This is a genomic window from Mycobacterium sp. 852013-50091_SCH5140682 (assembly GCF_001665685.1).
In the GTDB taxonomy this organism is placed as follows: domain Bacteria; phylum Actinomycetota; class Actinomycetes; order Mycobacteriales; family Mycobacteriaceae; genus Mycobacterium.
The window spans coordinates 176,719-200,979 of the sequence record NZ_LZTB01000011.1 but is presented as its reverse complement, the minus strand read 5'-3'; the positions used below and the strand labels follow the sequence as shown (position 1 = coordinate 200,979).

The 24,261-nt window shown below is 67.4% G+C and carries 20 protein-coding genes and 1 pseudogene; 16 read left to right on the top strand and 5 right to left on the bottom strand.

The window, feature by feature from the left end; all coding sequences use genetic code 11:
* Positions 1-43: 43 nt before the first annotated feature.
* Positions 44-1,030, top strand: a complete 987-nt coding sequence (locus A5784_RS04415; RefSeq protein ID WP_064942684.1) for a LacI family DNA-binding transcriptional regulator — start codon at positions 44-46, stop codon at positions 1,028-1,030.
* Here the strand turns inward: A5784_RS04415 and A5784_RS04410 are convergent.
* Genes A5784_RS04410 through A5784_RS04395 form a run of 4 tightly spaced genes read right to left on the bottom strand, consistent with a single transcriptional unit; the run spans position 1,027 to position 5,040 of the window.
* On the bottom strand, positions 1,027-2,016 hold the full coding sequence (locus tag A5784_RS04410; RefSeq protein ID WP_064942683.1) for a Gfo/Idh/MocA family protein: 990 nt from the start codon (positions 2,014-2,016) through the stop codon (positions 1,027-1,029). The two genes, A5784_RS04415 and A5784_RS04410, sit on opposite strands and share 4 nt — an antisense overlap.
* Positions 2,013-2,882 (bottom strand): sugar phosphate isomerase/epimerase family protein, encoded by an 870-nt coding sequence (locus A5784_RS04405; RefSeq protein WP_064942682.1) that lies wholly within the window; start codon positions 2,880-2,882, stop codon positions 2,013-2,015. Before A5784_RS04405 ends, A5784_RS04410 begins: the two co-directional genes overlap by 4 nt.
* Positions 2,879-3,886, bottom strand: coding sequence for a Gfo/Idh/MocA family protein (locus A5784_RS04400; protein WP_064942681.1), 1,008 nt, complete (start codon positions 3,884-3,886; stop codon positions 2,879-2,881). Before A5784_RS04400 ends, A5784_RS04405 begins: the two co-directional genes overlap by 4 nt.
* The gene (locus tag A5784_RS04395; protein WP_064942680.1) at positions 3,883-5,040 is read right to left on the bottom strand and encodes a phytanoyl-CoA dioxygenase family protein; all 1,158 of its coding nucleotides are present in this window, start codon (positions 5,038-5,040) and stop codon (positions 3,883-3,885) included. Before A5784_RS04395 ends, A5784_RS04400 begins: the two co-directional genes overlap by 4 nt.
* Positions 5,041-5,181: 141 nt before the next feature.
* On the opposite strand from A5784_RS04395, the gene A5784_RS04390 reads away from it, so the two are divergent.
* From A5784_RS04390 to A5784_RS04360, 7 genes and pseudogenes are all read left to right on the top strand, one after another.
* Positions 5,182-6,183, top strand: a complete 1,002-nt coding sequence (locus A5784_RS04390) for a LacI family DNA-binding transcriptional regulator (RefSeq protein ID WP_064942679.1) — start codon at positions 5,182-5,184, stop codon at positions 6,181-6,183.
* 125 nt (positions 6,184-6,308) lie between these two features.
* The gene (locus tag A5784_RS04385) at positions 6,309-7,127 is read left to right on the top strand and encodes a PfkB family carbohydrate kinase (protein ID WP_064942678.1); all 819 of its coding nucleotides are present in this window, start codon (positions 6,309-6,311) and stop codon (positions 7,125-7,127) included.
* A gap of 309 nt (positions 7,128-7,436) precedes the next feature.
* Complete coding sequence (locus A5784_RS04380) at positions 7,437-9,371, top strand: 2-oxoacid:acceptor oxidoreductase subunit alpha (RefSeq protein ID WP_064942677.1); 1,935 nt, start codon at positions 7,437-7,439, stop codon at positions 9,369-9,371.
* Positions 9,368-10,477, top strand: a complete 1,110-nt coding sequence (locus A5784_RS04375; RefSeq protein ID WP_064942676.1) for a 2-oxoacid:ferredoxin oxidoreductase subunit beta — start codon at positions 9,368-9,370, stop codon at positions 10,475-10,477. Before A5784_RS04380 ends, A5784_RS04375 begins: the two co-directional genes overlap by 4 nt.
* Positions 10,478-10,567: 90 nt before the next feature.
* On the top strand, positions 10,568-11,137 hold the full coding sequence (gene mobA, locus A5784_RS04370) for a molybdenum cofactor guanylyltransferase (protein WP_082944651.1): 570 nt from the start codon (positions 10,568-10,570) through the stop codon (positions 11,135-11,137).
* Positions 11,138-12,228: 1,091 nt separating this feature from the next.
* Positions 12,229-12,462: pseudogene (locus A5784_RS04365) on the top strand (transglycosylase family protein); the annotation flags it as partial.
* Positions 12,463-12,685: 223 nt separating this feature from the next.
* Positions 12,686-13,168, top strand: coding sequence for a transglycosylase family protein (locus A5784_RS04360; protein ID WP_064942673.1), 483 nt, complete (start codon positions 12,686-12,688; stop codon positions 13,166-13,168).
* A gap of 4 nt (positions 13,169-13,172) precedes the next feature.
* Here A5784_RS04360 and A5784_RS04355 read toward each other — a convergent pair whose 3' ends face one another.
* Positions 13,173-14,321, bottom strand: a complete 1,149-nt coding sequence (locus A5784_RS04355) for an FAD-dependent oxidoreductase (protein WP_064942672.1) — start codon at positions 14,319-14,321, stop codon at positions 13,173-13,175.
* A 138-nt stretch (positions 14,322-14,459) separates the two neighbouring features.
* Between A5784_RS04355 and A5784_RS04350 the strand changes: the two genes are divergently transcribed.
* From A5784_RS04350 to ndk, 8 genes are all read left to right on the top strand, one after another.
* Positions 14,460-16,436: a S9 family peptidase gene (locus A5784_RS04350; protein ID WP_064942838.1), complete on the top strand. Its 1,977-nt coding sequence runs from the start codon at positions 14,460-14,462 to the stop codon at positions 16,434-16,436.
* 10 nt (positions 16,437-16,446) lie between these two features.
* The gene (locus A5784_RS04345; RefSeq protein WP_064942670.1) at positions 16,447-17,697 is read left to right on the top strand and encodes a saccharopine dehydrogenase family protein; all 1,251 of its coding nucleotides are present in this window, start codon (positions 16,447-16,449) and stop codon (positions 17,695-17,697) included.
* A gap of 103 nt (positions 17,698-17,800) precedes the next feature.
* Positions 17,801-18,418 carry a DUF937 domain-containing protein gene (locus A5784_RS04340; protein WP_064942668.1) on the top strand — a complete coding sequence of 206 codons (618 nt, stop codon included), beginning with the start codon at positions 17,801-17,803 and terminating at the stop codon, positions 18,416-18,418.
* A gap of 98 nt (positions 18,419-18,516) precedes the next feature.
* Positions 18,517-21,168, top strand: a complete 2,652-nt coding sequence (locus tag A5784_RS04335; protein WP_064942666.1) for a valine--tRNA ligase — start codon at positions 18,517-18,519, stop codon at positions 21,166-21,168.
* Positions 21,165-22,586, top strand: coding sequence for a bifunctional tetrahydrofolate synthase/dihydrofolate synthase (gene folC / locus A5784_RS04330; protein WP_064942660.1), 1,422 nt, complete (start codon positions 21,165-21,167; stop codon positions 22,584-22,586). Before A5784_RS04335 ends, folC begins: the two co-directional genes overlap by 4 nt.
* A 38-nt stretch (positions 22,587-22,624) precedes the next feature.
* The gene (locus A5784_RS04325) at positions 22,625-22,963 is read left to right on the top strand and encodes a DUF4233 domain-containing protein (RefSeq protein ID WP_232005935.1); all 339 of its coding nucleotides are present in this window, start codon (positions 22,625-22,627) and stop codon (positions 22,961-22,963) included.
* 61 nt (positions 22,964-23,024) lie between these two features.
* The gene (locus A5784_RS04320; RefSeq protein ID WP_064942656.1) at positions 23,025-23,768 is read left to right on the top strand and encodes a carbonic anhydrase; all 744 of its coding nucleotides are present in this window, start codon (positions 23,025-23,027) and stop codon (positions 23,766-23,768) included.
* 24 nt (positions 23,769-23,792) lie between these two features.
* A complete protein-coding gene (ndk, locus tag A5784_RS04315) occupies positions 23,793-24,215 on the top strand; it encodes a nucleoside-diphosphate kinase (protein WP_029367322.1) in 423 nt (140 codons plus the stop codon).
* The last annotated feature ends 46 nt before the right edge of the window (positions 24,216-24,261 follow it).

The following is a 24,261-nucleotide window of genomic DNA, read 5'->3' as shown; positions in this document are numbered from 1 at the left end:
AGGTTCGTCAAGAAAATTGCTAGAACGTTCTAGACTGATCGCCATGCGGGATCGACCGACGCTGCAGGACGTCGCCGAGAGGGCCGGCGTCTCACGCGCCCTGGTGTCCATCGTGATGCGCGACGTGCCGGGCGCGAGCGAGGCCACCCGGGCTCGGGTCCGCCAGGCTGCCGACGAGATCGGCTACCGGCCCGATCCTCGAGCCCGGTTGCTGCGCTCGCAGCGCTCCAACCTGCTCGGCGTCGTGTTCACCGCGGGACAGGAATTCCATGCCGGACTGGTCGACGGGGTGTACTGCGCTGCCGAAGCGCACGGTTATGACGTGCTGCTGAGCTGTGTGACCCCACACCACGGGGAAGCCAAGGCCGTCCGCACACTGCTCGACGACCGCTGCGAGGCACTGCTGTTGATCGGCAGCGAGTTGCCTGCGCGCGACCTGGCCGATCTCGATGGCCGGTTGCCGGTGGTGGTGCTGGCACGCAAGGTGCGCGGCGTGGACGCGGTGCGCAGCGACGACACGGTAGGCGCCGGCCTGGCAGTGGGTCACCTCGTCGAACTCGGGCATACGGCGATCACCTACCTCGACGGTGGCCGGGCGCCCGGGGCTGCCGAACGGCGCAAGGGCGTCCGCCGGGCGGCTGCGGCAGCCGGTGTGACGGTCACGACCGTCGCAGGTGGCATCACCGAACATGCTGGAGCGGCCGCGGCGACGACCCTCGTCGGCGACGGATCACCGCTACCCACGGCGGTCTTCGCGTTCAACGACCGCTGCGCGCTCGGCTTCATCGACGTCGCGATCCGCGCGGGTGTGACGGTGCCGCAACAGGTTTCGGTCGTCGGCTACGACGACAGCCCGTTGGCCGGCCTGGCCCACGTGGACTTGACCACCGTCGGGCAGGACAGCGGACGGCTGGCCGAACTCGCCGTCGCGCGGGCCATCGAACGCATCGACACACCGGGCGTCCCCGTCGACGTGGTGTGTGAGCCCAAATTGGTGGTGCGGAGCTCGACGACCGCGCCGAGAACCTAGCGCGGCCCCAAGCCTGCCGCCCGGTAGGCGGTGTCGACGTACGACATGTTTTCCACGGCATCGGAAAGGTCGTAGGGCAGCGGTACGCCGTCGCGTACATGCGTGGCGAATGCCTCCAACTGGTAGCTGTACGACGAGCGGACGCCGAGCCGCTCCACCCGCCGCCCCGTGGGATCGGTGACGGTCAGCCGATCATCGAGGTCGGGCCGGATGAAGTCGTGCACGAACACGTCTCCGGCGGTCCCGATGATCCGGAGCGTGAACGAATAGGCCTCGGCCACCATCGAATGGGCGCTGAATCCCGTTGCGCCGCCGGGGAAGGCGAGCTCTACCTCGGTTTGCTCATCCACGCCCGCAGTGCGTTCCTCGGCGTGCGCCCGGGTAATCGAGGGCAGGCCCTGCAGACCGTCAGGCGCCAGCCGACCCAGCGACCGCATGATGTGCAGGCTGTAGCAGCCGAGATCCATGAGCGCCCCGCCCGCCAGCTCCAATGACCAGCGCGGGTCGTCGTCGGCTGGAGTGGGCATGGCCATCCGCACCTCGACATGCGTGATGGTGCCCAGCGATCCGTCGGCAGCCAGCGCGAAGGCACGCCGGGTGACCGGGTGGAAGAAGTAGTGGAAACCTTCGAGCACCGGTACCCCGGCGGCCTGGGCCGCCTCGGCAACCCTGCACGCTTCGGATCTGTTGCGGGCGAACGGTTTCTCGCTGAGCACGGGCTTGCCCGCAGTGATCGCCGCCAGGTTCCACGGCGCGTGTAATCCGTTGGCCAGCGGGTTGTAGACGACGTCCACCTCGGCATCGTCGATGACCTCGGCGTAGGAGTCCGCGACGCGCTCGACGCCGTACTTCTCGGCGAACGCGGCGGCCCGGCGCGGATCCCGGGCCGCGACAGCCACCAGCCGGTGGCCCAGCTGCTGGGCCGGCCCCACGATCGCCTTCTCGGCGATGCGTGAGGCGCCCAGCACTCCGATGCGTAAGCTCACTCCACGACGCCGGTCAGGTACGCGACGCTGGTGCGCACATCACGGACCGGCCCCTCGTCCGTCGGCTCGCCGTCGAGGATCGTGTCCTGCTCCATGACGAACCAGCCGTCGAACCCATTGTTGCGCAACACCGAAACGATCCCGGCAATATCGACGTCCCCGGTGCCCAGCGGCGTGTACATGCCCGCCCGCACGGCGTCGGTGTAGGTGAGCTCGCCCGATTGCACGCGGGCGGCCAGGGCGGCGTCGACGTCCTTGAGGTGCGTGTGCTTGATGCGGTGCGGCACGGCTTTCGCCAACTCGAGCGGGTCGGTGCCGCCGATCAGGAGATGGCCCGTGTCCAGGCACAGCGGGATGGCTGAGCCGGCGAGCACGCGGTCGACGTCGCTGCGGGTCTCCACCATGGTCCCGACATGTGGGTGCAGCACCGCGAGCAGGCCTGCCGCGGCAGCCAGCTCCGAGAGCCGGTCCAGATTGGCCAGCAGGGTGGCCCACTGGTCCTCGTCGAGCACCGGTCGCGAGTCGTAGCCGTCGGCTCCGGTGGCAGCAGCCAGCACCACGACACCTGCGCCGGCCGCACACAAGGAGGCCAGCGGACCGGCCAAATCGTCGGCCGGGTCGTGGCCCGCGTCGTGCAGCACCACGGGGACGAACCCGCCGACACACGAAAGCCCTTGTGTGTCAAGGACAGCGGCCAGCTCAGCCGGATCGGCGGGCAGAAATCCGTCGGGCCCCAGTTCGGTTGCGGTGAGTCCGGTGTCGCGCATCTCGGCGAGCACCCGATCGCGGTGCAGTTGGTAACCCCAGCCTGGCACCTCGCAGACGCCCCACGAGATGGGCGCTCCCGCCAGTTTGATCGGGCTCATGCGTTCCGAACCTCCTCGATGCGCACCGGAACCCCTCGCCGCAGCGACTCGGTGGCCGCCTCGGCGAGCCAGGCGACCTCGACGGCGTCGGCCACGGTGGCTCCGGGAATGGCCTCGCCCTTGACCACCGAGACGAAGCCGGCCAGCTCGGCGCGGAACGCGTCGGTGAACCGGTCCATGAAGAAATGATGGTAAGGACCGGTAGGAAAGTCATTGCGGGGATCCATGTTCCGCATCGGCACACCCTGATCCCAGCCCGCCACGACCGTGTCGTGGAAGCCGTGCACCTCCAGTCGACAGTCATAGCCACGCGCGTTGTACCGCGCTGCAGAGACGATGCCCGTGGCGCCGCCATCGAACGTCACCACCACAGTGGCGGTGTCGACATCGCCGTACTCTGTGAACCGCGGATCACCCTGATTGGTCCCGGTCGCATACACCTCTACGGCGTTCTGCCCGGTGATCCAGCGCAGCACGTCGAAATCATGTACGGCGCAATCGCGGAAGATGCCGCCGGATCCGGCGATGTACTCCATCGGCGGCGGGGCCGGGTCCATGGTGGTGCTGCGCACGGTGTGCAGAGGGCCCAGCGAGCCGGAATCCACCGCTTGTTTGGCTGCGGCGAACGCGGCGTCGAACCGGCGCTGGTAGCCCACCTGGACCGAAACTCCGGACTTGGCGATCACGTCGGCCACGTGCGCGCTCTCGGCGGCCGTTGCGGCTATGGGCTTTTCGCAGAAGGTCGGCAGGCCCCGGTGCACGGCGGCCAGGGTCAGCTCGGCATGCGCCGGAGTCGCGGCGGCGACGACCACGCCGTCGACACCCGAGTCGAGCAGGTCCTCCACTGAATCAGCGGGCGTGGCACCGTGTTTGGCGGCGACGGCAGCCACCACATCGGGCCGTTCATCGGCGAGGACCAGCCGGTCGATGCCGTCGAGGCTCGACAGCGTGTCGACGTGGAAGGCGCCGATGCGGCCCAGTCCGATCACGCCGAGTGTGGTCATGGGATTCTCCGTTCATTCTGTGCGGCGAGGATGGTGTCGAGTTCGTCGGCGTCGAGGTCGTCGGCCAGCGCGGCCAGCACGGTGTCGACCTGGCTGGGTGGAGCCAGACTGCCGATGGGTTGATCGTGGTCGAGATTGGTGGGGAAGGCGTAGCCCTCGGCCGTGGCGTTGACGACGTTGGCCAGCTCGTGTTCGGAACGTCCGGACTTCTTCATGGCCAGCAGCGCCGGGTACACCGCGCGGACCATCGCGGTGCGGTCGAGTGACTCCATCGCCCGGCCGAACGGGGACGAGATCTGCAGCAGGTTGGCCATCCGTCGGATGTCGGGCGAGGTGTTGGCACCGGCCCCGTGGTAGAGCGCCGGGTTGAAGAACACCGCGTCTCCCTTGGCCAATGGAATCTGCACCTGGTGGGCGGCGAAGAACTCGATGAACTCCGGACGGTAGAACGCGATGTAGCCGGCCTCGAAGCGCTGCGAATACGGCAGCAGCATGGTGGGGCCGCTTGCCAGTGGCATGTCGCAGTGAGCCACTGCGCCCTGCAGGGTCAGCGCGGGCGAGAGCCGGTGCAGGTGTGCCGGATAGCCGGCCAGCTGGTCGGGGCTGACGAACCCCAAGTGGTAGTCGCGGTGCGGAACCTGTGCTGCGCCACCGGGATTGACGACGTTGACCTGGGAGGTCACCTGGTAGCGCGGGCCCAGCCAGGCTTGCGACACCAGCGCGAGCACGTCGTTGGCGTAGTACTCCGCGAACACCGCGGGGGAGTGCAGTGCCAGCTTCTGCGCTGCGTTCCAGATGCGGTCGTTGGCGCCGGCCTTGCCGAAATGGTCACCGGCGGCGGCGCCCTCGGCGTGCTGGGCTTCGATCAATTCGGTGAAGGCGGCGCTGGCGGCGTCGATCACCGGGTGGTCGAACGCGTCGGCGAACACCACCACACCGGGACCGTCGGTCAGGGCGTCGATCAGCTCGGACTGCAGGGCCTTGCGGTCGGTAGGTGCCGATGCCGCGTACACCGGCACGTTGGCGCGGATGTCCACTGCATGCGGGTAATCGCCCGCGTCGGTCTGGCGGGACACCTGATCGCGGAAATCGTCGAGCGAACAATCGGATTCGGTGATCCACGGGTGATGGGCGGTGGTCAGTCGAGCGGCCATAACAGACAGTCTTGCGGTGTTCTGTGACACAATCAACGGCAAAAAGCCATCAAAAAACCATCACCATTGTCGGCGAGCAGTCGTTGCGGTACGCGAACGGCGGCGTGTCGCGTACCGCAACGACTGCTCGCGGGAGGAAAAATGGCACACCGGTACAAGGTTCGCGAGATCGCGCAGCAGTGTGGGCTGAGCGAGGCCACCGTCGATCGCGTTCTCAACGACCGCCCCGGCGTGCGGGAGAACACCCGCGCCGAGGTCCGGCAGGCGATCGCCGATCTGGACAAGCAGCGGGCGCAGCTGCGGCTCAACGGCCGGCGTTTCCTGATCGACGTGATCATGCATACGCCGCAACGGTTTTCCGATGCCTTCCGGGCGGCGGTCGAGGCCGAACTGCCTGCGTTCGCCCCGGCGCTGGTGCGTGCGCGGTTCCACCTGTGGGAATCGGGGACGACGGCGCAGATGGTCGATGCGCTGACGCGCGTGCGCGCCAGCCACGGGGTCATCCTCAAGGCGCAGGACGAACCCGAGGTGGCCGAGGCGATCGACCGGCTCGTCGGCTCCGGTGTACCGGTGGTCACTTACGCCACCGACGTGCCGACGAGCGTGCGGTGCGGCTACGTCGGGATCGACAATCACGGGGCCGGGCTGACCGCGGCCTATCTGGTGGATCAGTGGCTCGGCAGCACCGCGTCGGACGTTCTGATCACCGTGAGCCGCACGGTGTTCCGCGGGGAGGGTGAGCGCGAGATGGGGTTCAGGTCGGGCCTGCGGGCGTCGGGGCGGGCGGTCGTCGAGGTCACCGACAGCGACGGTATCGACGTGACGACCGAACGCCTGGTGTTCGACGCTCTGCAGCGCCACCCGGCGGTCCGCGCCGTGTACTCGCCGGGAGGCGGAAACACCGCGACCCTGGCGGCATTCGACCGGCTCGGCCGCGACTGCAGCGTCTTCATCGCCCACGACCTCGACGCCGACAACCGGCGTCTGCTGCGCGACGGCAGGATCTCGGCGGTGCTGCACAACGACCTGCGGGCCGATGCCCGCACAGCGGTTCGGCTGATCCTCCAGCAGCATGGCGCCCTGCCGGCCGAACCCGCCAAGCCGACGCCCATCCAGATCGTCACGCCGTACAACCTGCCTTGATCATCGATTGTTCAGCTCACAGTCCGTCCCGCTACCATTTCGCCCCACGGCCACGCACGTGCGCCCAGACCATATGGACCAGCCGGGGGGAGATCCGTTCGATGCCGAAAGAGCTCGTCCCGGGCGTGACCGTGCTGGGGAATCTGGCGATCGACGTCATCGACGGGGCTCCGCCCAGCCCGGGTGGTTGTGCGTCGTTCGCCGGGGTGGCTCTCGAGTCGGCGGCCGGCATGCGGCACATCGTGGCGATGGGCGCGGAGGCCGACCATGAACTGTTCGACGGCGTGCTGGACCGCTTCGGATCGATGGTGCGGTTCCTGCCCGCAGACCGCACCAGCGGCTTCCGCCTCGATTACGACGACACCGATCACCGGCACATGTCGGTCGACGCCCTCGGACCCGTGTGGACGCCTGCCGACATCGACGCCGACGACCCGCAGACCACCTGGATCCACCTGGCCCCGCTGCTGCGCACCGACTTCCCGGCGGACACGCTCGCGCACCTCGCTGCCCGCGGGCACCGCATCGCCTATGACGGCCAGGGGCTGGTCCGCGCCGACAAGCTGGGCCCCCTGATCCAGGACCGGAACTTCTCGCCCGATCTGTTGCGTCATCTCGATGTGCTCAAACTGGCCGAGGACGAGGCCGTGATCGTCGCCGACGGCCCGTTCGACGCCGCGGTCGCCGAGCAGCTCGGTGTGCCGGAGATCGTGGTCACCTACGGCTCCGAGGGCTGTGACATCTATACCGACGGCACAGTGGTCCGCGTGCCCGCGGCCTGGCGGGTGATGGGTGTGCAGACCACCGGGGCCGGTGACATGTTCACTGCGTGTTACGTCGCCAACCGGGCGGCGGGGGCAGGCCCCTGCCGCGCCGCCGAGCTGGCCAGCGAGCTCGTGGCCCGCGAGCTCGACAAACGGGTCCAGGTGGTACCCGAACTGTAGGTACGCGGTGGCGGCCAAGTGCTAGCCCACAGCTACTCATCGGTAGCTTTTCCTTAGAGAATGACATTCTCCTGAACGTGACGAATACCACAATCCTGTCTCACTTCAGCGAGCTTCACGTCACTGAACAGCGCCTTCGGTCAGTGATCGCCCGCGTGTCGGGCTACGCCGTGGTAAAGCCCAACCTAAGAGCAGTGCAATAATCGGTACTGCTAGTGACATCAAAATTTTGGTGCACGCCGAACCGACGGCGCGCCCTGCGGGGCAGCGACACGGCGCGGCGGCCGAACAGCGTGAAAGGCGGGAGCCGTGGGTGACAACGGCAACGGCAATGGAGCCGCGCCCAGGCAGAAGCTGGAGAAGGTCGTCATCCGGTTCGCCGGAGACTCCGGCGACGGTATGCAGCTGACCGGTGACCGCTTCACCTCGGAAGCGGCGCTCTTCGGCAATGACCTTGCCACACAACCGAATTACCCCGCCGAGATCCGCGCGCCACAGGGCACGCTGCCCGGTGTGTCGTCGTTTCAGATCCAGATCGCCGACTACGACATCCTCACCGCCGGTGACCGCCCCGACGTGCTCGTCGCCATGAACCCGGCCGCCCTCAAGGCCAACGTCTCCGACCTGCCGCGCGGTGGCCTGATCATCGCCAACTCCGATGAGTTCACCAAGCGCAACCTGGCCAAGGTCGGCTACGAGAGCAACCCGCTGGAGTCCGACGAGCTGTCCGACTATGTCGTGCAGTCGGTCGCGATGACCACGCTGACGCTAGGAGCGGTCGAGGCGATCGGCGCCACCAAGAAGGACGGTCAGCGCGCGAAGAACATGTTCGCGCTCGGCCTGCTGTCGTGGATGTACGGCCGCGAGCTGGAGCACAGCGAGAACTTCATCCGGGAAAAGTTCTCCCGCAAGCCCGAGATCGCCGAGGCCAACGTGCTGGCGCTGAAGGCGGGCTGGAACTACGGCGAGACCACCGAGGCCTTCGCGACCACCTACGAGGTGTCCCCGGCCAAGCTCGACTCCGGCGAGTACCGGCAGATCTCGGGTAACACCGCGCTCGCCTACGGCATCGTCACCGCGGGCCAGCTCGCGGGAATCCAGGTGGTGCTGGGCACGTACCCGATCACCCCGGCCTCGGACATCCTGCACGAGCTGTCCAAGCACAAGAACTTCAACGTCCTCACCTTCCAGGCCGAGGACGAGATCGCAGGCATCGGCGCGGCCATCGGTGCGTCCTACGGTGGTGCGCTCGGCGTCACCAGCACCTCGGGCCCGGGTATCTCGCTGAAGTCCGAGGCCATCGGCCTCGCGGTGATGACCGAACTGCCGCTGCTCATCATCGACGTGCAGCGCGGTGGCCCGTCCACGGGCCTGCCCACGAAGACCGAGCAGGCCGACCTGCTGCAGGCGATGTTCGGCCGCAACGGTGAATCGCCGGTCGCCGTGCTCGCGCCCCGGTCGCCCTCGGACTGCTTCGACATCGCGGTCGAGGCCGCGCGCATCGCGGTGCACTACCACACCCCGGTGATCGTGCTGTCCGACGGCGCGGTGGCCAACGGTTCGGAGCCGTGGCGCATCCCCGACGTGACCACCTATCCGCCGATCGAGCACACCTTCGCCAAGGAAGGCGAGCCGTTCCAGCCCTACGCCCGCGACCCGGAGACCTTGGCACGGCAGTTCGCCGTCCCGGGCACCCCCGGTCTTGAACACCGCATCGGCGGCCTCGAGGCCGCCAACGGTTCGGGCAACATCTCCTACGAACCGAAGAACCACGACCTGATGGTTCGGCTGCGCGAGGAGAAGGTCGCCGGTATCGCGGTGCCCGATCTCGAAGTCGACGATCCGAGCGGCGACGCCGACCTGCTGATGCTGGGCTGGGGGAGCAGCTACGGGCCGATCGGTGAAGCCTGCCGGCGTGCCCGGCGCAAGGGCATCAAGGTGGCCCAGGCGCATCTGCGCCACCTCAACCCGTTCCCGGCCAACCTCGGTGAGGTGCTCAAGCGCTACCCCAAGGTCGTGCTGCCGGAGATGAACCTGGGCCAGCTTGCCCTGCTGCTGCGCGGCAAGTACCTGGTCGACATCCAGTCGGTGACGAAGGTCGAGGGCATGGCCTTCCTGGCGGACGAGGTCGAGGGGATCATCGACGCCGCCCTGGACGGGACATTGGGTGAAAAGGAAAGTGACAAGGCCAAGTTCGCGCGGTTGGCGGCGGCCACTGTCGAGTCTGTGGGAGTCAACGCATGACAACAGCGAGAAGCGAAGCGGATCGCGCATCGACCCAGTTCATTGGCACGGACCTGGGACTGACGGCCGGCCTGACGAAGACCGCCCTGGTGCCCACAACGGACACGCCGCAGAAGGGCAAGGACTTCACCAGCGACCAAGAGGTCCGCTGGTGCCCCGGATGCGGTGACTACGTCATCCTCAACACCATCCGCAACTTCCTGCCCCAGCTGGGGCTGCGCCGCGAGAACATCGCGTTCATCAGTGGCATCGGCTGCTCCAGCCGCTTCCCGTACTACCTGGAGACCTACGGTTTCCACTCGATTCACGGCCGTGCCCCGACCATTGCGACCGGCCTGGCGCTGGCCCGGCCGGATCTGTCGGTGTGGGTGGTGACCGGTGACGGCGACGCGCTGTCGATCGGCGGCAACCACCTGATCCACGCCCTGCGCCGCAATATGAACCTCACGATCCTGCTGTTCAACAACCGGATCTACGGTCTGACCAAGGGGCAGTACTCACCGACGTCGGAGACCGGCAAGGTCACCAAGTCGACGCCGATGGGCTCGCTGGACTACCCGTTCAATCCCGTCTCGCTGGCGCTGGGCGCCGAAGCTACGTTCGTCGGCCGCGCCCTGGACTCCGACCGTAAGGGCCTGTCCGAGGTGCTGCGCGCCGCCGCCGCCCACCGCGGCGCGGCGCTGGTCGAGATCATGCAGGACTGCCCGATCTTCAACGACGGTTCGTTCGACGCGCTGCGCAAGGAAGGCGCCGAGGACCGGCTGATCAACCTGCGCCACGGCGAGCCGATCACCTTCGGCGCCGATGGCGAGTACTGCGTGGTCCAGTCCGGCTATGGCCTCGAAGTGGCCAAGACCGCCGACGTGTCCGCCGAGCAGATCGTGGTGCACAACGCTCAGATCGAGGATCCGGCGTATGCATTCGCACTGTCGAGGCTGTCCGAGCAGAACCTCGAGCACATGGTGATGGGCATCTTCCGTCAGGTCGCCAAGCCGACCTACGACGACGCCGCCCGTGCGCAGATCAGCTCGGCGCGCGAGGCCAAGCCTCACGACACGGCAGCGCTGCAGGCGCTGCTGCGCGGCAAAGACACTTGGACCGTCTAACCGCTCCTCGCGTGCGCGCCTGTCTAACCGCTCCTCGCGTGCGCGCCTGTCTAACCGCTCCTCGCGTGCGCGTGCGCTAACGTCACGGGCGTGACATCGCCCGTGCCGTTGGCTGCAGTGGTCCTCGCGGGTGGAGCCTCCCGCCGCATGGGCCGCGACAAGGCCACACTCCCGTTCGAAGGTTCGACGCTGGTAGAGCGTGTGGTCGCCGCGGTCAGCGTGCGCTGTTCACCGGTGTTCGTCATCGCCGCGCCCGGCCAGCCGCTACCCGAGTTGAGCGCGCACGTGCTGCGCGACGAGATCCGCGGCGTGGGCCCGCTGGTCGCGACAGGGCGTGGACTGCGTGCGGCTGCCGACGCCGGCCGGGAGCTGGCCTTCGTCTGTGCGGTCGACATGCCGTACCTGTCCGCCGAGCTCATCGACGAGCTGGTCGCTCCGGCTGTCCGGCTCCATGCCGACATCGTGTTGCCGTGGGACGGCCGCGATCATTACCTGGCGGGCATCTACCGAAGTGCGCTCACCGACCGCATCGCCGAATTGGTGGCGGCCGGGGAACGCAGCATGCGGGCACTGGCCGAATCCGTCGACACGCAGCGGGTGGTGCTGGACGCCGAGCAGCCCGCCCTGACCAACGTGAACACCACCGCAGACCTGCCGTGACAGCCCTGCACTGGGCGTTCTGCGGATCAGCAAATAACGCATTTGCAGTCTTATAGAGCTGAATTTATCGTTTCGATATTCTTTGGCAATTTTTTATTCATATACGATGTGCGTGCCTTTCGGGCAACAATTGGGCTGTCGGCCGGCGGTTGATCTGACGTTCGATGAAACATGTTGTACCCGTTGGAGTTTGGGTGACGTCCCGTGATCGCCTCGCGGTACAAGTCATCGGACATGCCGCCCGCAAGGGCGGTAAAAGGCCCGTTGACCGCGCTGTCTAAGAGAATCTGAGAATCCGATGCGTGGTTTCCCGCCGCATCGGCTGTGCTGCGGTGAGTGAAAAATACTGGAATGCAGGAGATTAACGCCGCAGTGTGGGCATCTACCAACATCGCACCGGGCGAGGTGCGATGCGGGACCCATTGTGGCTCAACAATTTTGACGGCCGGCCGGACAGCGCTGCCCGCATGCTCGCAGCGAACAAATTCGAGCGCTCGGCGTTTGTAACACTCGTCAATGGCACTGACCAGTCGTTTTACGTCGATCAGCGGGCGCGCGGGCCAGTTTTCATGCGGTTTTCCGGTGGCTCAGGTCACAAAATGCGGGTGATATGTGTCACTTTATGCTGGTAGAAGGTTTACCGGCCGAACTTGGACAAATGCAGAGTTGACCTGCATAAACGAATCTCTCATCGTCCCGTGATCTGAACGTTATCTTTCCGCGATCGGTTCTAGATCGATATGACTTCTCTTCGAGACCTTTGTACGGTCCGTACCGGCTCCAAAACGGAGCAAACAATTCCAAAACCAAGAACCTGCGTGTGAGCGGGGCCGCGGCGGCGAGAGCGCCCATGCGGAGGTCAGGTGTCATACCGGCCGGGCGTTTCGGCCCCCCCTTTCGTGCCTGACCGAGACGGCACGAACCAACTCCTCCGGCCTGTCACAGGCTGCCGCACCCGCGTGAGCGGGTGTGGGTGGCGCGCGCTTGGCGAAAGGAACGAAGTGAAGAACATCCGCAAGACGTTCGGCATGGCCGCTATCGCCGGAGCCCTCGCTGTGGCTCCGATGGCGCTGGCCTCCGGCACCGCCAATGCGGACAGTGTCAACTGGGACGCCGTTGCAGCCTGCGAATCGGGCGGCAACTGGTCGACCAACTCCGGCAACGGGTACTACGGCGGCCTGCAGTTCACGATGAGCACGTGGCGCGCCAACGGTGGCTCCGGCTCGCCTCACAACGCCTCGCGCTCGGAGCAGATCCGGGTCGCCGAGAACGTGCTGCACTCCCAGGGCATCGGCGCATGGCCGGTGTGCGGCCGTCGCGGCTGATCGGCGCGCGCAAGACGCTTGACCAGGAGCGGTGCCGGGAATCGTCCCGGCACCGCTCCTTTTTTGCTCAGCAGGCCCTCCCGTTGCTCTGGCCTCAAAAAAATCTTCAGCCTCCCCTGTAACGCGTGAATTTGGTCACACGATGCAAACAGTGACCGCACAGATGCAAGATCGTGACCTTGTTGGTGTGGGTCCTGGAGTCGAGGGTCGGGGAAGGACCACGATGAGCACCATCCGCAGCGCGTTGATCAGGAGTTTTTGGCTCGCCGCAGGCACCGCGGGGCTGATGCTCGCTCCGCTCGCCGTGTCCACGGCGACCGCAGGCGCCGACACCGTCAACTGGGACGCCATCGCCGCATGCGAATCCGGTGGCAACTGGTCCACCGACACCGGGAATGGCGCGTACGGCGGACTGCAGTTCAAACCGGCCACCTGGGCCGCCCACGGTGGCAGCGGTTCCCCGGCCACCGCGTCGCGTGAGGAGCAGATCCGGGTCGCCGAGAACGTCCTGGCCACTCAGGGCCTGGGGGCGTGGCCGAAATGCGGCGCGCAAGCCGGAGCACCCGCCGACTGGGCTGCTCCGGCGCCTGCCGCCACCAGCGGGTGTGCAGCCGTCCGGCCCGGCTCGGTACTGGGGATCCTCGACCTGCGCCGACTCTGCTCGACCCTGCTCGATCCGCTGGCCTCGCTCGGCGCTCCCCGCTGAGGCCTCAGCGCGCGGAGGTGAACGCCGAACGCGCCGCGATGGTCGCCAGGTGTCGGGTGAGTACGAATTCGGGGACCAGCGCGCTGGCCCGGATCGCGGCCGCGCTGAGGACTGGGGGACGCAGATTCACGATCCGCCCGATCAGCCGCGACTCACGCACGATCATCTGCACGCGACGGCGTCGGCGTGTCGTGAACTGCGCGAAGGCCGTCGCCAGATCCGGAGCCAGGCCCGCCAGCTCGCCGAGAACCGCTGCGTCCTCGAGCCCCTGACAGCCGCCTTGGCCCAGATGCGGGCGCATCGGATGTGCGGCGTCCCCCGCGATCGCCACGGGTCCACGCGCCCAGCACCTGGCCGGCGCGCGGTCATAGAGATCATTGCGCAGTACCTCGGCAGGGTCCGCGGCGGCGAGCAAGGCCGGAATGGGTTCGGCCCAGGAGGCGAAGGCCCGTTGCAGATACGCCAGCTCCCCGTCGGGCCTGGTGCGCCCTTCCGGTGCTCGCTCGGTCGCGAACCAGTAGGTGTGCTCCGCGCCCATCGGCACGTGGCCCACCTCTAATCCGGCGGCCATGGTCTCGCCCGCCATATCCGGATCGATGCGGTGCTTCGCCACCCCGCGCCACGCGGTGTAACCGGCATAGCGCCGAGTCAGCGGTCCGTTCAGATGGCGCGCCACCACAGAGTCGACGCCGTCGGCCCCGACCACGGCTGCCGCATCGCGCGTCGAACCGTCCGACACCGTTACGCGCACGCCGTCAGCGGTCGTCACGAGCCCGCGCACCCCGACGCCGTACTCGACAGTGTCTGCCGCCAGCGGAGCGGACAGGATGTCGGTGAGGTCAGCGCGCCGAATGACCACAAGCGGTTCGCCGAGCGCCCGGATGAAGCGTTCGGGCTCCGGACGACGCAGCCAGGTGCCGTCGTGCCAGCGCACGGCCCCGGCGGTCACGCGTCCTCCCGCGGATCGGACCGCGTCACCGAGGCCCAGCTCGTCGAGTGCGGCCAAAGCGTTGGGCCAGATGCTGATTCCCGTACCCGCCGACGTGTCGTCGCGGGCCTCCAGGACGCGCACCTCGAATCCCTGGCGTTGCAACGCGACAGCGGTGGCCAGGCCGGTGATACCGGCTCCGACGACGAGGACGGACTGAGCCATGGCTCGAATGTAGCCAAATGGGAGCGCGCACCAACGGGTCGGTCGCGTGTTCGCTGCCGCACCCCACGCACGTTTGTGCCGACAGCACCGGCCAGGTCACCCAGGTGGTCTGACGTCCCGCGGCTACCGTGAGTGACCATGACGCCGTTTCACGATCTCGACGAGTACCTTGCCTTGCCCCGGGTTTCCGGTCTTGCGGTGTCGCCGGACGGTTCGCGCGTGGTCACCACGGTCAGCGTCCTCAATGACAAGCGCACCGAATTCGTCACGGCGATTTGGGAATTGGACGCCGAGGGGAGCCGGCCCGCACGGCGACTGACCCACGGCGCAAAAGGGGAGTCCGCGCCGACGTTCACCAGCATCGGTGATCTGTTGTTCCTGGCCGCGCGGCCGGCGCCCGGCGGGGCCGCCGACGACAAGGCGCCTGCCGCGGTGTGGCGATTGCCTGCGGCCGGCGGTGAAGCAGACGAGCTCCTGAGCATGCCGGGCGGCGTGAGTGCTGTGGTCAGTGCGCGCGCGGCCGAGGTCACCGTGGTCAGCGCGGCGCAGCTGGCCGCGGCCGAGAGCCTTGCCGACGACAAGGCGCTGCGGGAGCGGCGCAAGGACAACGCGGTATCGGCCGTGCTGCACACCGGTTATCCAGTCCGGTTCTGGGACCACGACCTCGGGCCCGACCAGCCGCATCTGATCGATGCCGACGGGCAGGCAGATCTGACCCCGCATCCCGCTGACGCGTTGCGCGAGACCACGTTCGACCTCAGCAGTGACGGCGACTTCCTGATCACGTCGTGGCATGTGCCCGGGCCGGGCGTGTCCAACCGGTCCGTTCTGGTCCGCATCGACCGGGCTTCCGGGACACACACCACCATCGCCGAGGAATCCGACGCCGAACTGGAGCATCCCGTCATCGCGCCCGACGGCACCGCCGTCGCGTTCACCAGGGAAACTCATTCGACCCCCACCGATGCGCCGCGGATCACGCTGTGCTGCATGCACTTCGGTGAAGACCACGCCGAGATCACAGCGGATTGGGATCGCTGGCCGGCATCTGTGGCGTGGGCCGCGGATTCGTCGGCACTGATCGTCACCGCGGACGAGGCAGGCCGTCGGCCCATCTTCACGGTGGACCCGCGCAGCGGCACCGTTGAACGGCTCACCGACGACGACTACGCCTACACCGACGTGTGCCCCGCACCGGGCGGCGTCATCTACGCGCTGCGCAGCTCCTACGCCGTGCCGCCGCATCCGGTACGGCTCGACCCAGACGGCACGATCACCGAGCTGCCGTGCGTCGAGATCCCAGAAATCCCCGGCACACTCACCGAATTGGTCGCCACTGCAGAGGACGGGACGCCGATCCGCTCATGGCTGACGCTGCCTGAAGGCGACGAGCCGGCAGAACTGGTGCTGTGGATCCACGGCGGTCCGTTGGGCAGCTGGAACACCTGGCACTGGCGCTGGAATCCGTGGCTGCTCACCGCTCACGGCTACGCGGTGCTGATGCCCGACCCGGGCCTGTCCACGGGCTACGGTCAGCAGTTCATCCAACGGGGTTGGGGCGCCTGGGGTGCCGAGCCGTATACCGACCTGATGGCCGCCGTCGACGCGGCATGCGAGCACCCGCGGATCGACGATTCACGCACCGCGGCGATGGGCGGTTCGTTCGGCGGCTACATGGCCAACTGGATCGCGGGGCAGACCGACCGGTTCGATGCGATCGTCACGCACGCCAGCCTGTGGGCGCTCGACCAGTTCGGGCCGACCACCGACAGCGCGTTCTGGTGGGCTCGCGAGATGACACCCGAAATGACACAACGCAATTCGCCGCACCGATACGTCGGACAGATTCACACCCCCATGCTGGTCATCCACGGGGACAAGGACTATCGCGTACCGATCGGCGAAGGACTACGGCTCTGGTACGAGCTGCTGTCGTCCTCGGGTCTGCCCGCCGACGACAACGGCCAGAGTCCGCACCGCTTCCTGTATTACCCGACGGAGAACCACTGGGTGCTCGCGCCGCAACACGCCAAGATCTGGTACCAGGTGGTCACGGCGTTCCTCGGCCGTCACCTGCGCGACGAAGAATCTGAGATGCCTGAACTGCTCGGGTAGCGTCGGCGGGATGACCCAGCGTGAGTTCGATCTGGTGCTGTACGGGGCGACCGGGTTCGCCGGCAAGCTCACCGCCGAATACCTGGCCCGGGCCGGTGCGGAGGCGCGAATCGCCCTGGCAGGCCGGTCGGAGGAAAGGTTGCGGGCGGTCCGTGACGGCCTCGGCGGGCAGGCCCGGGATTGGCCGCTGCTCGCCGCCGACGCGTCGGCACCGTCCACTCTCGAGGCGATGGCCGCCCGAACCCAGGTTGTGGTGACCACCGTCGGGCCCTACACGAAATACGGCCTGCCGTTGGTGGCGGCGTGTGCCGCGGCCGGAACCGACTACGCCGATCTCACGGGCGAGACGATGTTCATCCACGAGAGCATCGACCAGTTTCACAAGCAAGCGCTAGACACCGGCGCCCGCATCGTGCATTCGTGCGGATTCGATTCCGTCCCATCGGATCTCACCACCTACGCGTTGTACCGGCGGGCCGCGGCCGACAGTGCGGGTCAGCTCGGCGACACCGATCTGGTGGTGCGTACGTTCGCCGGAGGCGTGTCGGGCGGCACGGTGGCCTCGATGATGGAGTTCATGCGGACGTCGTCGCGGGATCCGCAAGCCCGGCAGCTGATGAACGACCCGTACACGCTGAGCCCCGACCGTGCTGCCGAGCCGGAACTCGGCGGCCAGCCCGACCTCCGGTGGCGCAGGGGTGGCGAGATCGCGCCGGAGCTCGCGGGCTACTGGACCGGTGCGTTCGCGATGGCGGGGCCGAACACCCGAATCGTGCGGCGCAGCAACGCGCTCCTGGATTACGCCTACGGCCGCCGGTTCGCCTATACCGAGCAGATGAGCCTGGGCCGGTCGGTGGCCGCGCCGCTGGCGGCCGCCGCACTCACCGGCTCCACCGCCGTGGCCTTCGGGCTGGGCAGCCGGTACTTCGACCGGCTGCCCGCCGCACTCGTCGAACGGTTGGCGCCCAAGCCGGGCACCGGCCCCAGCGAACAAGCCCGCAAGCGTGGGCACTACCGCGTCGAGACGTACACGACGACGTCCTCCGGTGCGCGCTACGTGGCGTCGATGGCCCAGCAGGGCGACCCCGGATACCAGGCCACCGCGGTGCTGCTCGGCGAATGCGGGCTGGCCTTGGCGCTGGATCGCGACAAGCTGTCCGACCTGCGCGGCGTGCTCACTCCGGCGGCCGCGATGGGGGATGCCCTGCTGGCCCGATTCCCCGCTGCCGACGTGCAATTGGAGACCACCGCCCTGACCTGAGCCGAATTGATCGGGGCGCGCGGAACACCTGTGTAACAAGATCAATTCGACTAGGGTCGGCGGCGAGGAATTCATCAACGCCAGCAACGAAGGTGGGAACAATATGGCCGATCTGAACGACCTCTTCGCACAGATTCCCGTCGCGGAGATTGCGAACAAGCTGGGCGCCGACGAAGGCGAGGTGAACAACGCCATCAAGACGCTGGTTCCCGCGCTCGTCGGCGGCGTGCAGCAGAACGTGCAAGCCGACAACATCGACTCGAGCAACCTGGAGTCCGCCGTCACCGCGCAGGGTGCCAGTGGTCTGCTCGACGGCGGCGTGAAGGTCGACGACGTCGACCAGAAGGAGGGCGACCAGATGGTCGCTCACATCTTCGGCGGCAACGACAGCGGTCAGGTGGCCTCGGCGCTGGCCGGCGCAGGTGCCGGCGGTGGAGACCTCATCAAGAAGCTGCTGCCGATCCTGACCCCGATCGTGCTGGCCTACATCGGCAAGCAGTTCGCCCAGAAGAACGCGCCTGCCGAACCTGCTGCCCAGGCATCCGGCGGCGGGCTCGGTGACATCCTCGGCAGCATCCTGGGCGGGGCGAGCGCCGGTGGTGGAGGCGGTGCCGCGAACAATCCGCTGGGCAGCATCCTCGGCAGCGTGCTCGGTGGTGGCGGAGGCCAGGGCAACGCCATCGGCGAGATCCTCGGCGGTCTGCTGGGCGGCAAGAAGTAGCTCCGGAGATCCTTTTCCGCGCACGCCCCCGTCGCCAGCGAATACAGCGGCGTCGGGGGCTTTAGCGTATCCGGGTCACACCTTCCTAGAATGGCGCGGTGACCTCCACCCCTGACAACCGCGCCGACGCCCTTCCCAAGTCCTGGGAGCCGGGTGCGGTAGAAGCCGAGCTGTACCAGGGCTGGGTGGATGCCGGTTACTTCACCGCCGACGCCACGAGTGACAAACCTGCCTACTCGATCGTGCTGCCGCCGCCGAACGTGACCGGCAGCCTGCACATGGGCCATGCCCTCGACCACACCCTGATGGACGTGCTGACCCGGCGTAAGCGGATGCAGGGCTACGAAGTGCTGTGGCTGCCTGGCATGGACCACGCCGGCATCGCCACCCAGACCCTGGTCGAGAAGCAGCTCGCCACCGACGGCAAGACGAAGGAAGACTTCGGCCGCGAAGAGTTCATCGAGAAGGTGTGGGACTGGAAGCGCGAGTCCGGCGGCACCATCGGCGCCCAGATGCGCCGCATCGGCGACGGCGTTGACTGGAGCCGCGACCGGTTCACCATGGACGACGGCCTGTCCCGTGCGGTCCGCACGATCTTCAAGCGCCTGTTCGACGCCGGGCTGATCTACCAGGCCGAGCGGCTGGTGAACTGGTCGCCGGTGCTGGAGACCGCGATCAGCGATCTCGAGGTCAAGTACGAGGACGTCGAGGGCGAACTCGTGTCGTTCCGGTACGGCTCGATGAGCGACGACGAGCCGCACATCGTGGTGGCCACCACCCGTGTCGAAACCATGCTGGGCGACACCGCGATTGCCGTGCACCCCGACGACGAGCGCTACCGCCATCTGGTCGGCACCACATTGCCGCACCCGTTCACCGACCGCGACATGATCATCGTCGCCGACACCCACGTCGATCCCGAATTCGGCACGGGCGCAGTCAAAGTCACGCCCGCGCACGATCCGAACGACTTCGAGATCGGCCTGCGGCACCAGCTGCCGATGCCGACCATCATGGACACCAAGGGCCGGATCGCCGACACGGGAACGCAATTCGACGGGATGGATCGATTCGAGGCGCGCGTCAAGGTGCGCGAGGCCTTGGCCGAGCAGGGCCGGATCGTCGCGGAGAAGAGGCCCTACCTGCACAGCGTGGGGCATTCGGAGCGCAGCGGCGAGCCGATCGAACCGCGACTCTCGCTGCAGTGGTGGGTCAAGGTCGAGAGCCTGGCCAAAGCCGCCGGGGACGCGGTGCGCGGCGGCGACACCGTGATCCACCCGCCGAGCCTGGAGCCGCGGTGGTTCGCGTGGGTCGACGACATGCACGACTGGTGTATCTCGCGGCAGCTGTGGTGGGGCCACCGCATCCCCATCTGGCACGGCCCGAACGGCGAGACCGTGTGCGTCGGACCCGATGAGACCCCGCCGGAAGGCTGGGAGCAGGACCCTGATGTGCTCGACACCTGGTTCTCGTCGGCGCTGTGGCCGTTCTCGACCATGGGGTGGCCCGACCACACGGCCGAGCTGGCCAAGTTCTATCCCACCAGCGTGCTGGTCACTGGATACGACATCCTGTTCTTCTGGGTGGCCCGGATGATGATGTTCGGGACGTTCGTCGGCGGTGACCCGGCGATCACGCTCGAGGGCAAGCGTGGCCGCCAGGTGCCCTTCGAAAATGTGTTCCTGCACGGCCTGATTCGCGACGAGTTCGGCCGCAAGATGAGCAAGTCGCGCGGCAACGGCATCGATCCGCTCGAGTGGGTGGAGAAGTTCGGCGCCGACGCGTTGCGGTTCACCCTCGCGCGCGGCGCGAGCCCCGGCGGTGACCTGTCCATCGGCGAGGACCACGCCCGCGCCTCACGTAACTTCGCCACCAAGCTGTTCAATGCGACCCGGTTCGCGCTGATGAACGGCGCCGCCCCCGCGGCTCTGCCACCCGCGGCCGAGTTGACCGACGCCGACCGCTGGATTCTCGGCCGGTTGGAAGAGGTCCGTGCCGAGGTCGACGAAGCGCTCGACTCCTATCAGTTCAGCCGGGCCTGCGAGGCGCTGTATCACTTCGCGTGGGACGAGTTCTGCGACTGGTACGTGGAACTGGCCAAGGTGCAGATCTTCGGCGGTTTGCCGCACACCACGGCGGTGCTCGCGGCAGTTCTCGACACGCTGCTCAAGTTGCTGCATCCGGTGATGCCGTTCGTCACCGAGACGCTGTGGAAGACGCTGACCGGTGGCGAGTCGGCAGTGATCGCGGCCTGGCCGCAACCGTCCGGTTTCGCCCCGGATTCTGTTGCCACCCAACGCATCACCGATATGCAGAAGCTCATCACCGAGGTGCGGCGGTTCCGCAGCGATCAGGGGCTGGCCGATCGGCAGAAGGTTCCGGCACGGTTGTCCGACATCGCCGCCGCGGAGCTTTCCGAGCAGCTGCCGGCCATCACGTCGCTGGCCTGGCTGACCGAAGCCGGTGACGGGTTCACGCCGTCGGCGGCCGTCGAGGTGCGCCTGTCGCAGACCACCGTCGTGGTCGAGGTCGACACGTCAGGCACCGTCGACGTCGCGGCCGAACGGCGCCGGCTGGAAAAGGACCTGGCCGTCGCGCAGAAGGAAATGGCCACCACCGCAGCCAAACTCGGCAACGACGCGTTCCTGGCCAAGGCGCCCGCCGAGGTGGTCGACAAGATCCGTGGCCGCCAGCAGGTGGCTACCGAGGAGGTCGAACGCATCACCGCGCGCCTGGCCGGGCTCAAATGACGGATCCGGGGACTGACCCGATTCCGTCGCCCGACGAGATCGCCGCGTTGCTTCAGGTCGAGCACCTGCTCGACCAGCGGTGGCCGGAGACCAAACTCGAACCAAGCACCACCCGCATCGTCGCGCTGCTGGAGTTGCTGGGTTCACCGCAGCGGGCGTACCCGTCCATCCACGTTGCGGGCACCAACGGCAAAACCTCGGTATGTCGGATCATCGACGCCCTGCTGACCGCATTGCACCGGCGGACCGGGCGTACCACGAGCCCGCACCTGCAGTCCGCGGTGGAGCGGATTTCCATTGACGGCAAACCTATTTCGCCCGCAACCTACGTGGAGACCTACCGCGAGATCGAGCCGTTCGTCCTGCTCGTCGATCAGCAGTCCGAAGCGGCGGGCGGGCCGAAGATGAGCAAGTTCGAAGTGCTCACGGCGATGGCTTTCGCGGCGTTTGCCGACGCGCCGGTGGACGTCGCTGTCATCGAGACCGGTATGGGCGGCCGATGGGACGCCACCAACGTCGTCAACGCGCCTGTCGCGGTGATCACGCCGATCGGCCTCGACCACACCGACTACCTCGGTGACACGCTTGCCGAGATCGCGGGGGAGAAGGCCGGGATCATCACCCGCCAGCCCGATGATCTGGTGCCTACCGACACTGTCGCAGTCATCGCCCAGCAGCCGCCCGAGGCGATGGAGGTGCTGCTGGCCGAGACGGTGCGCGCGGACGCTGCGGTGGCGCGGGAGAACTCGGAGTTCGCGGTGCTGGGTCGTCAGGTCGCCATCGGTGGCCAGGTGCTGGAACTGCAGGGCCTGGGCGGGGTGTACTCGGACATCTTCCTGCCGCTGCACGGCGAACACCAGGCGCACAACGCGGTGGTCGCGCTGGCGGCGGTCGAGGCGTTTTTCGGTGCCGGTGCTGACCGGCAACTCGACATCGACGCGGTGCGGGCCGGTTTCGCGGCCGTCCGCAGTCCCGGCCGGCTGGAGCGGATGCGCAGTGCACCAACGGTTTTCATCGATGCCGCCCACAATCCCGCCGGGGCGCAGGCGCTGGTGGAGGCGCTCCGTGAGGAATTCGACTTCCGCTACCTGGTGGGTGTGGTGTCGGTGCTGGCCGACAAGGACGTCGACGGCATCTTGACGGCGCTTGAGCCGGCGTTCGATCAGCTTGTGGTGACCCACAACGGCTCGCCGCGCGCTCTGGACGTCGAGTCGCTGGCGCAGCGCGCCGAGGAGCGTTTCGGCCAGGACCGGGTGATCACGGCGGCCACCTTGCCCGACGCCATCGAAATCGCCACCGCCCTGGTCGAGGACGCCGGAGCCGAGGGCGAGGGCCTGTCCGGGGCTGGCATGGTGATCACCGGTTCGGTGGTGACGGCCGGAGCCGCCCGGACCCTCTTCGGGAAGGACCCACAGTGAGTACGCCACCTGATCCGTGGAAGAGCTTCCGCGGCGTCATGGCCGGAACCCTGATCCTCGAAGCCATCGTCGTGCTGCTGGCCCTGCCGGTCGTCGCAACAGGCGCCGGGCTGACCGTGTGGTCCGGGGGCTACCTGGTCGGCTTGGCGGTGGTCCTCATCCTGATGGCAGGCATGCAGGGCAGGCCATGGGCGCTCTGGGTCAATCTGGCACTGCAGTTCGTGGTGATCGCCGGGGTGGTGATCCACGCCGGGATCGGCTTCATCGGCCTGGTGTTCCTGTTGGTCTGGCTGTTGATCCTGTACCTACGTGGCGAGGTGAAACGACGCCAGGACCGCGGCCTGCTGCCCGGCCAGCAGGATTCGACGGAAAGCTGACGACACCGCCACCGGGCGCCGATGATTGTCAGTTATTGACGTCGGCGACGGGAGTGGTGCGATGGACCTCACATTTTCACGACGCCGCTGGCTCGGGCTCGTCGGCGTCGGTGCGGCAACAGCGCTGGCAGGCTGCGGCAAGCCCGCATCCGAAGGCGGCGCCGACACTGTGACCGTTCCGCCGGGGGAGGTGTTCGTCACCGAGTCCCCGCGGCCGGTGATCTCCAACCCCGACGTGGCGCTGCAGCAATTGCGTGACGGCAACCGCAGGTTCGTCGACGCCCAGATGCGTAACCCGAACCGGGATCCGGCCAGTCGGCTCTCTCTGTCGAAGTCCCAGCAGCCGTTCGCGGTGGTCCTCAGCTGCTCGGACTCCCGGCTGCCGCCGGAGGTGATCTTCGATCAGGGTCTCGGCGACCTTTTCGTCGCGCGCGTCGCAGGCAACATCGTCGACGCCGCGTTGCTGGACAGCATCGAGTACGGCGTCGCGCATCTGGGCGCCCCTCTGGTGGTCGTCATGGGCCACCAGAGCTGCGGTGCGGTGTCGGCGACGCTCAAGACGGTCCAGGACCACAAAGCGCCGGAAGAAGATATGCACGCGTTGGTCTCGGCGATCACCCCGGCCATCACCGTCGCCGAGCAGCGTCAGGGCGACCTTCTGGACAACACTGTGCGGGCCAATGCCGAGCTCTCGAAGGACGCGATCGTGGCGACATCGGTGATCCGTGACCGGATGAATTCCGGTGCGGTCAAGGTCGTCACCGCGTACTACAGCCTGGATACGGGAGTGGCGACGATCGCCTGAACGGCGGCCGGTACGCTGTGCGCCGTGACTGAGCGGACCCTCGTGTTGATCAAGCCCGACGGCGTAGAGCGCCACCTGGTCGGGGAGATCATCGGCCGGATCGAACGCAAGGGCCTGACCCTGGCGGCCCTGGAGTTGAAGAACGTCAGCGATGAGCTGGCGCGGCAGCACTACGCCGAGCATGCGGAGAAGCCGTTCTTCGGTTCGCTGCTCGAATTCATCACGTCCGGCCCCGTGGTCGCTGCGATCGTCGAGGGCCCCCGCGCGGTGGCTGCGTTCCGGCAATTGGCCGGTGGCACCGATCCGGTGGAGAAGGCCGTGCCGGGCACGATCCGTGGCGACCTGGCCCTGGTGACCCAGGACAACCTGGTGCACGGCTCGGATTCGCTGGAGTCGGCGGCCCGTGAGATCGCCCTTTGGTTCCCCGGAGAATCTGCCGGGGAGTAACTCCTCACGCGGTCTGGTCGGTACAGCCGCAGTGATGTGGGATACT

Bases quoted from the DNA above. Each gene is read 5' to 3' on its own strand.
- A5784_RS04415 (WP_064942684.1), top strand. From the start codon at position 44: ATGCGGGATCGACCGACGCTGCAGGACGTCGCCGAGAGGGCCGGCGTC.
- A5784_RS04405 (WP_064942682.1), bottom strand. From the start codon at position 2,882: ATGAGCCCGATCAAACTGGCGGGAGCGCCCATCTCGTGGGGCGTCTGC.
- A5784_RS04400 (WP_064942681.1), bottom strand. From the start codon at position 3,886: ATGACCACACTCGGCGTGATCGGACTGGGCCGCATCGGCGCCTTCCAC.
- A5784_RS04395 (WP_064942680.1), bottom strand. From the start codon at position 5,040: ATGGCCGCTCGACTGACCACCGCCCATCACCCGTGGATCACCGAATCC.
- A5784_RS04390 (WP_064942679.1), top strand. From the start codon at position 5,182: ATGGCACACCGGTACAAGGTTCGCGAGATCGCGCAGCAGTGTGGGCTG.
- A5784_RS04375 (WP_064942676.1), top strand. From the start codon at position 9,368: ATGACAACAGCGAGAAGCGAAGCGGATCGCGCATCGACCCAGTTCATT.
- A5784_RS04360 (WP_064942673.1), top strand. From the start codon at position 12,686: ATGAGCACCATCCGCAGCGCGTTGATCAGGAGTTTTTGGCTCGCCGCA.
- A5784_RS04355 (WP_064942672.1), bottom strand. From the start codon at position 14,321: ATGGCTCAGTCCGTCCTCGTCGTCGGAGCCGGTATCACCGGCCTGGCC.
- A5784_RS04350 (WP_064942838.1), top strand. From the start codon at position 14,460: ATGACGCCGTTTCACGATCTCGACGAGTACCTTGCCTTGCCCCGGGTT.
- A5784_RS04345 (WP_064942670.1), top strand. From the start codon at position 16,447: ATGACCCAGCGTGAGTTCGATCTGGTGCTGTACGGGGCGACCGGGTTC.
- A5784_RS04340 (WP_064942668.1), top strand. From the start codon at position 17,801: ATGGCCGATCTGAACGACCTCTTCGCACAGATTCCCGTCGCGGAGATT.
- folC (WP_064942660.1), top strand. From the start codon at position 21,165: ATGACGGATCCGGGGACTGACCCGATTCCGTCGCCCGACGAGATCGCC.
- A5784_RS04325 (WP_232005935.1), top strand. From the start codon at position 22,625: ATGGCCGGAACCCTGATCCTCGAAGCCATCGTCGTGCTGCTGGCCCTG.
- A5784_RS04320 (WP_064942656.1), top strand. From the start codon at position 23,025: ATGGACCTCACATTTTCACGACGCCGCTGGCTCGGGCTCGTCGGCGTC.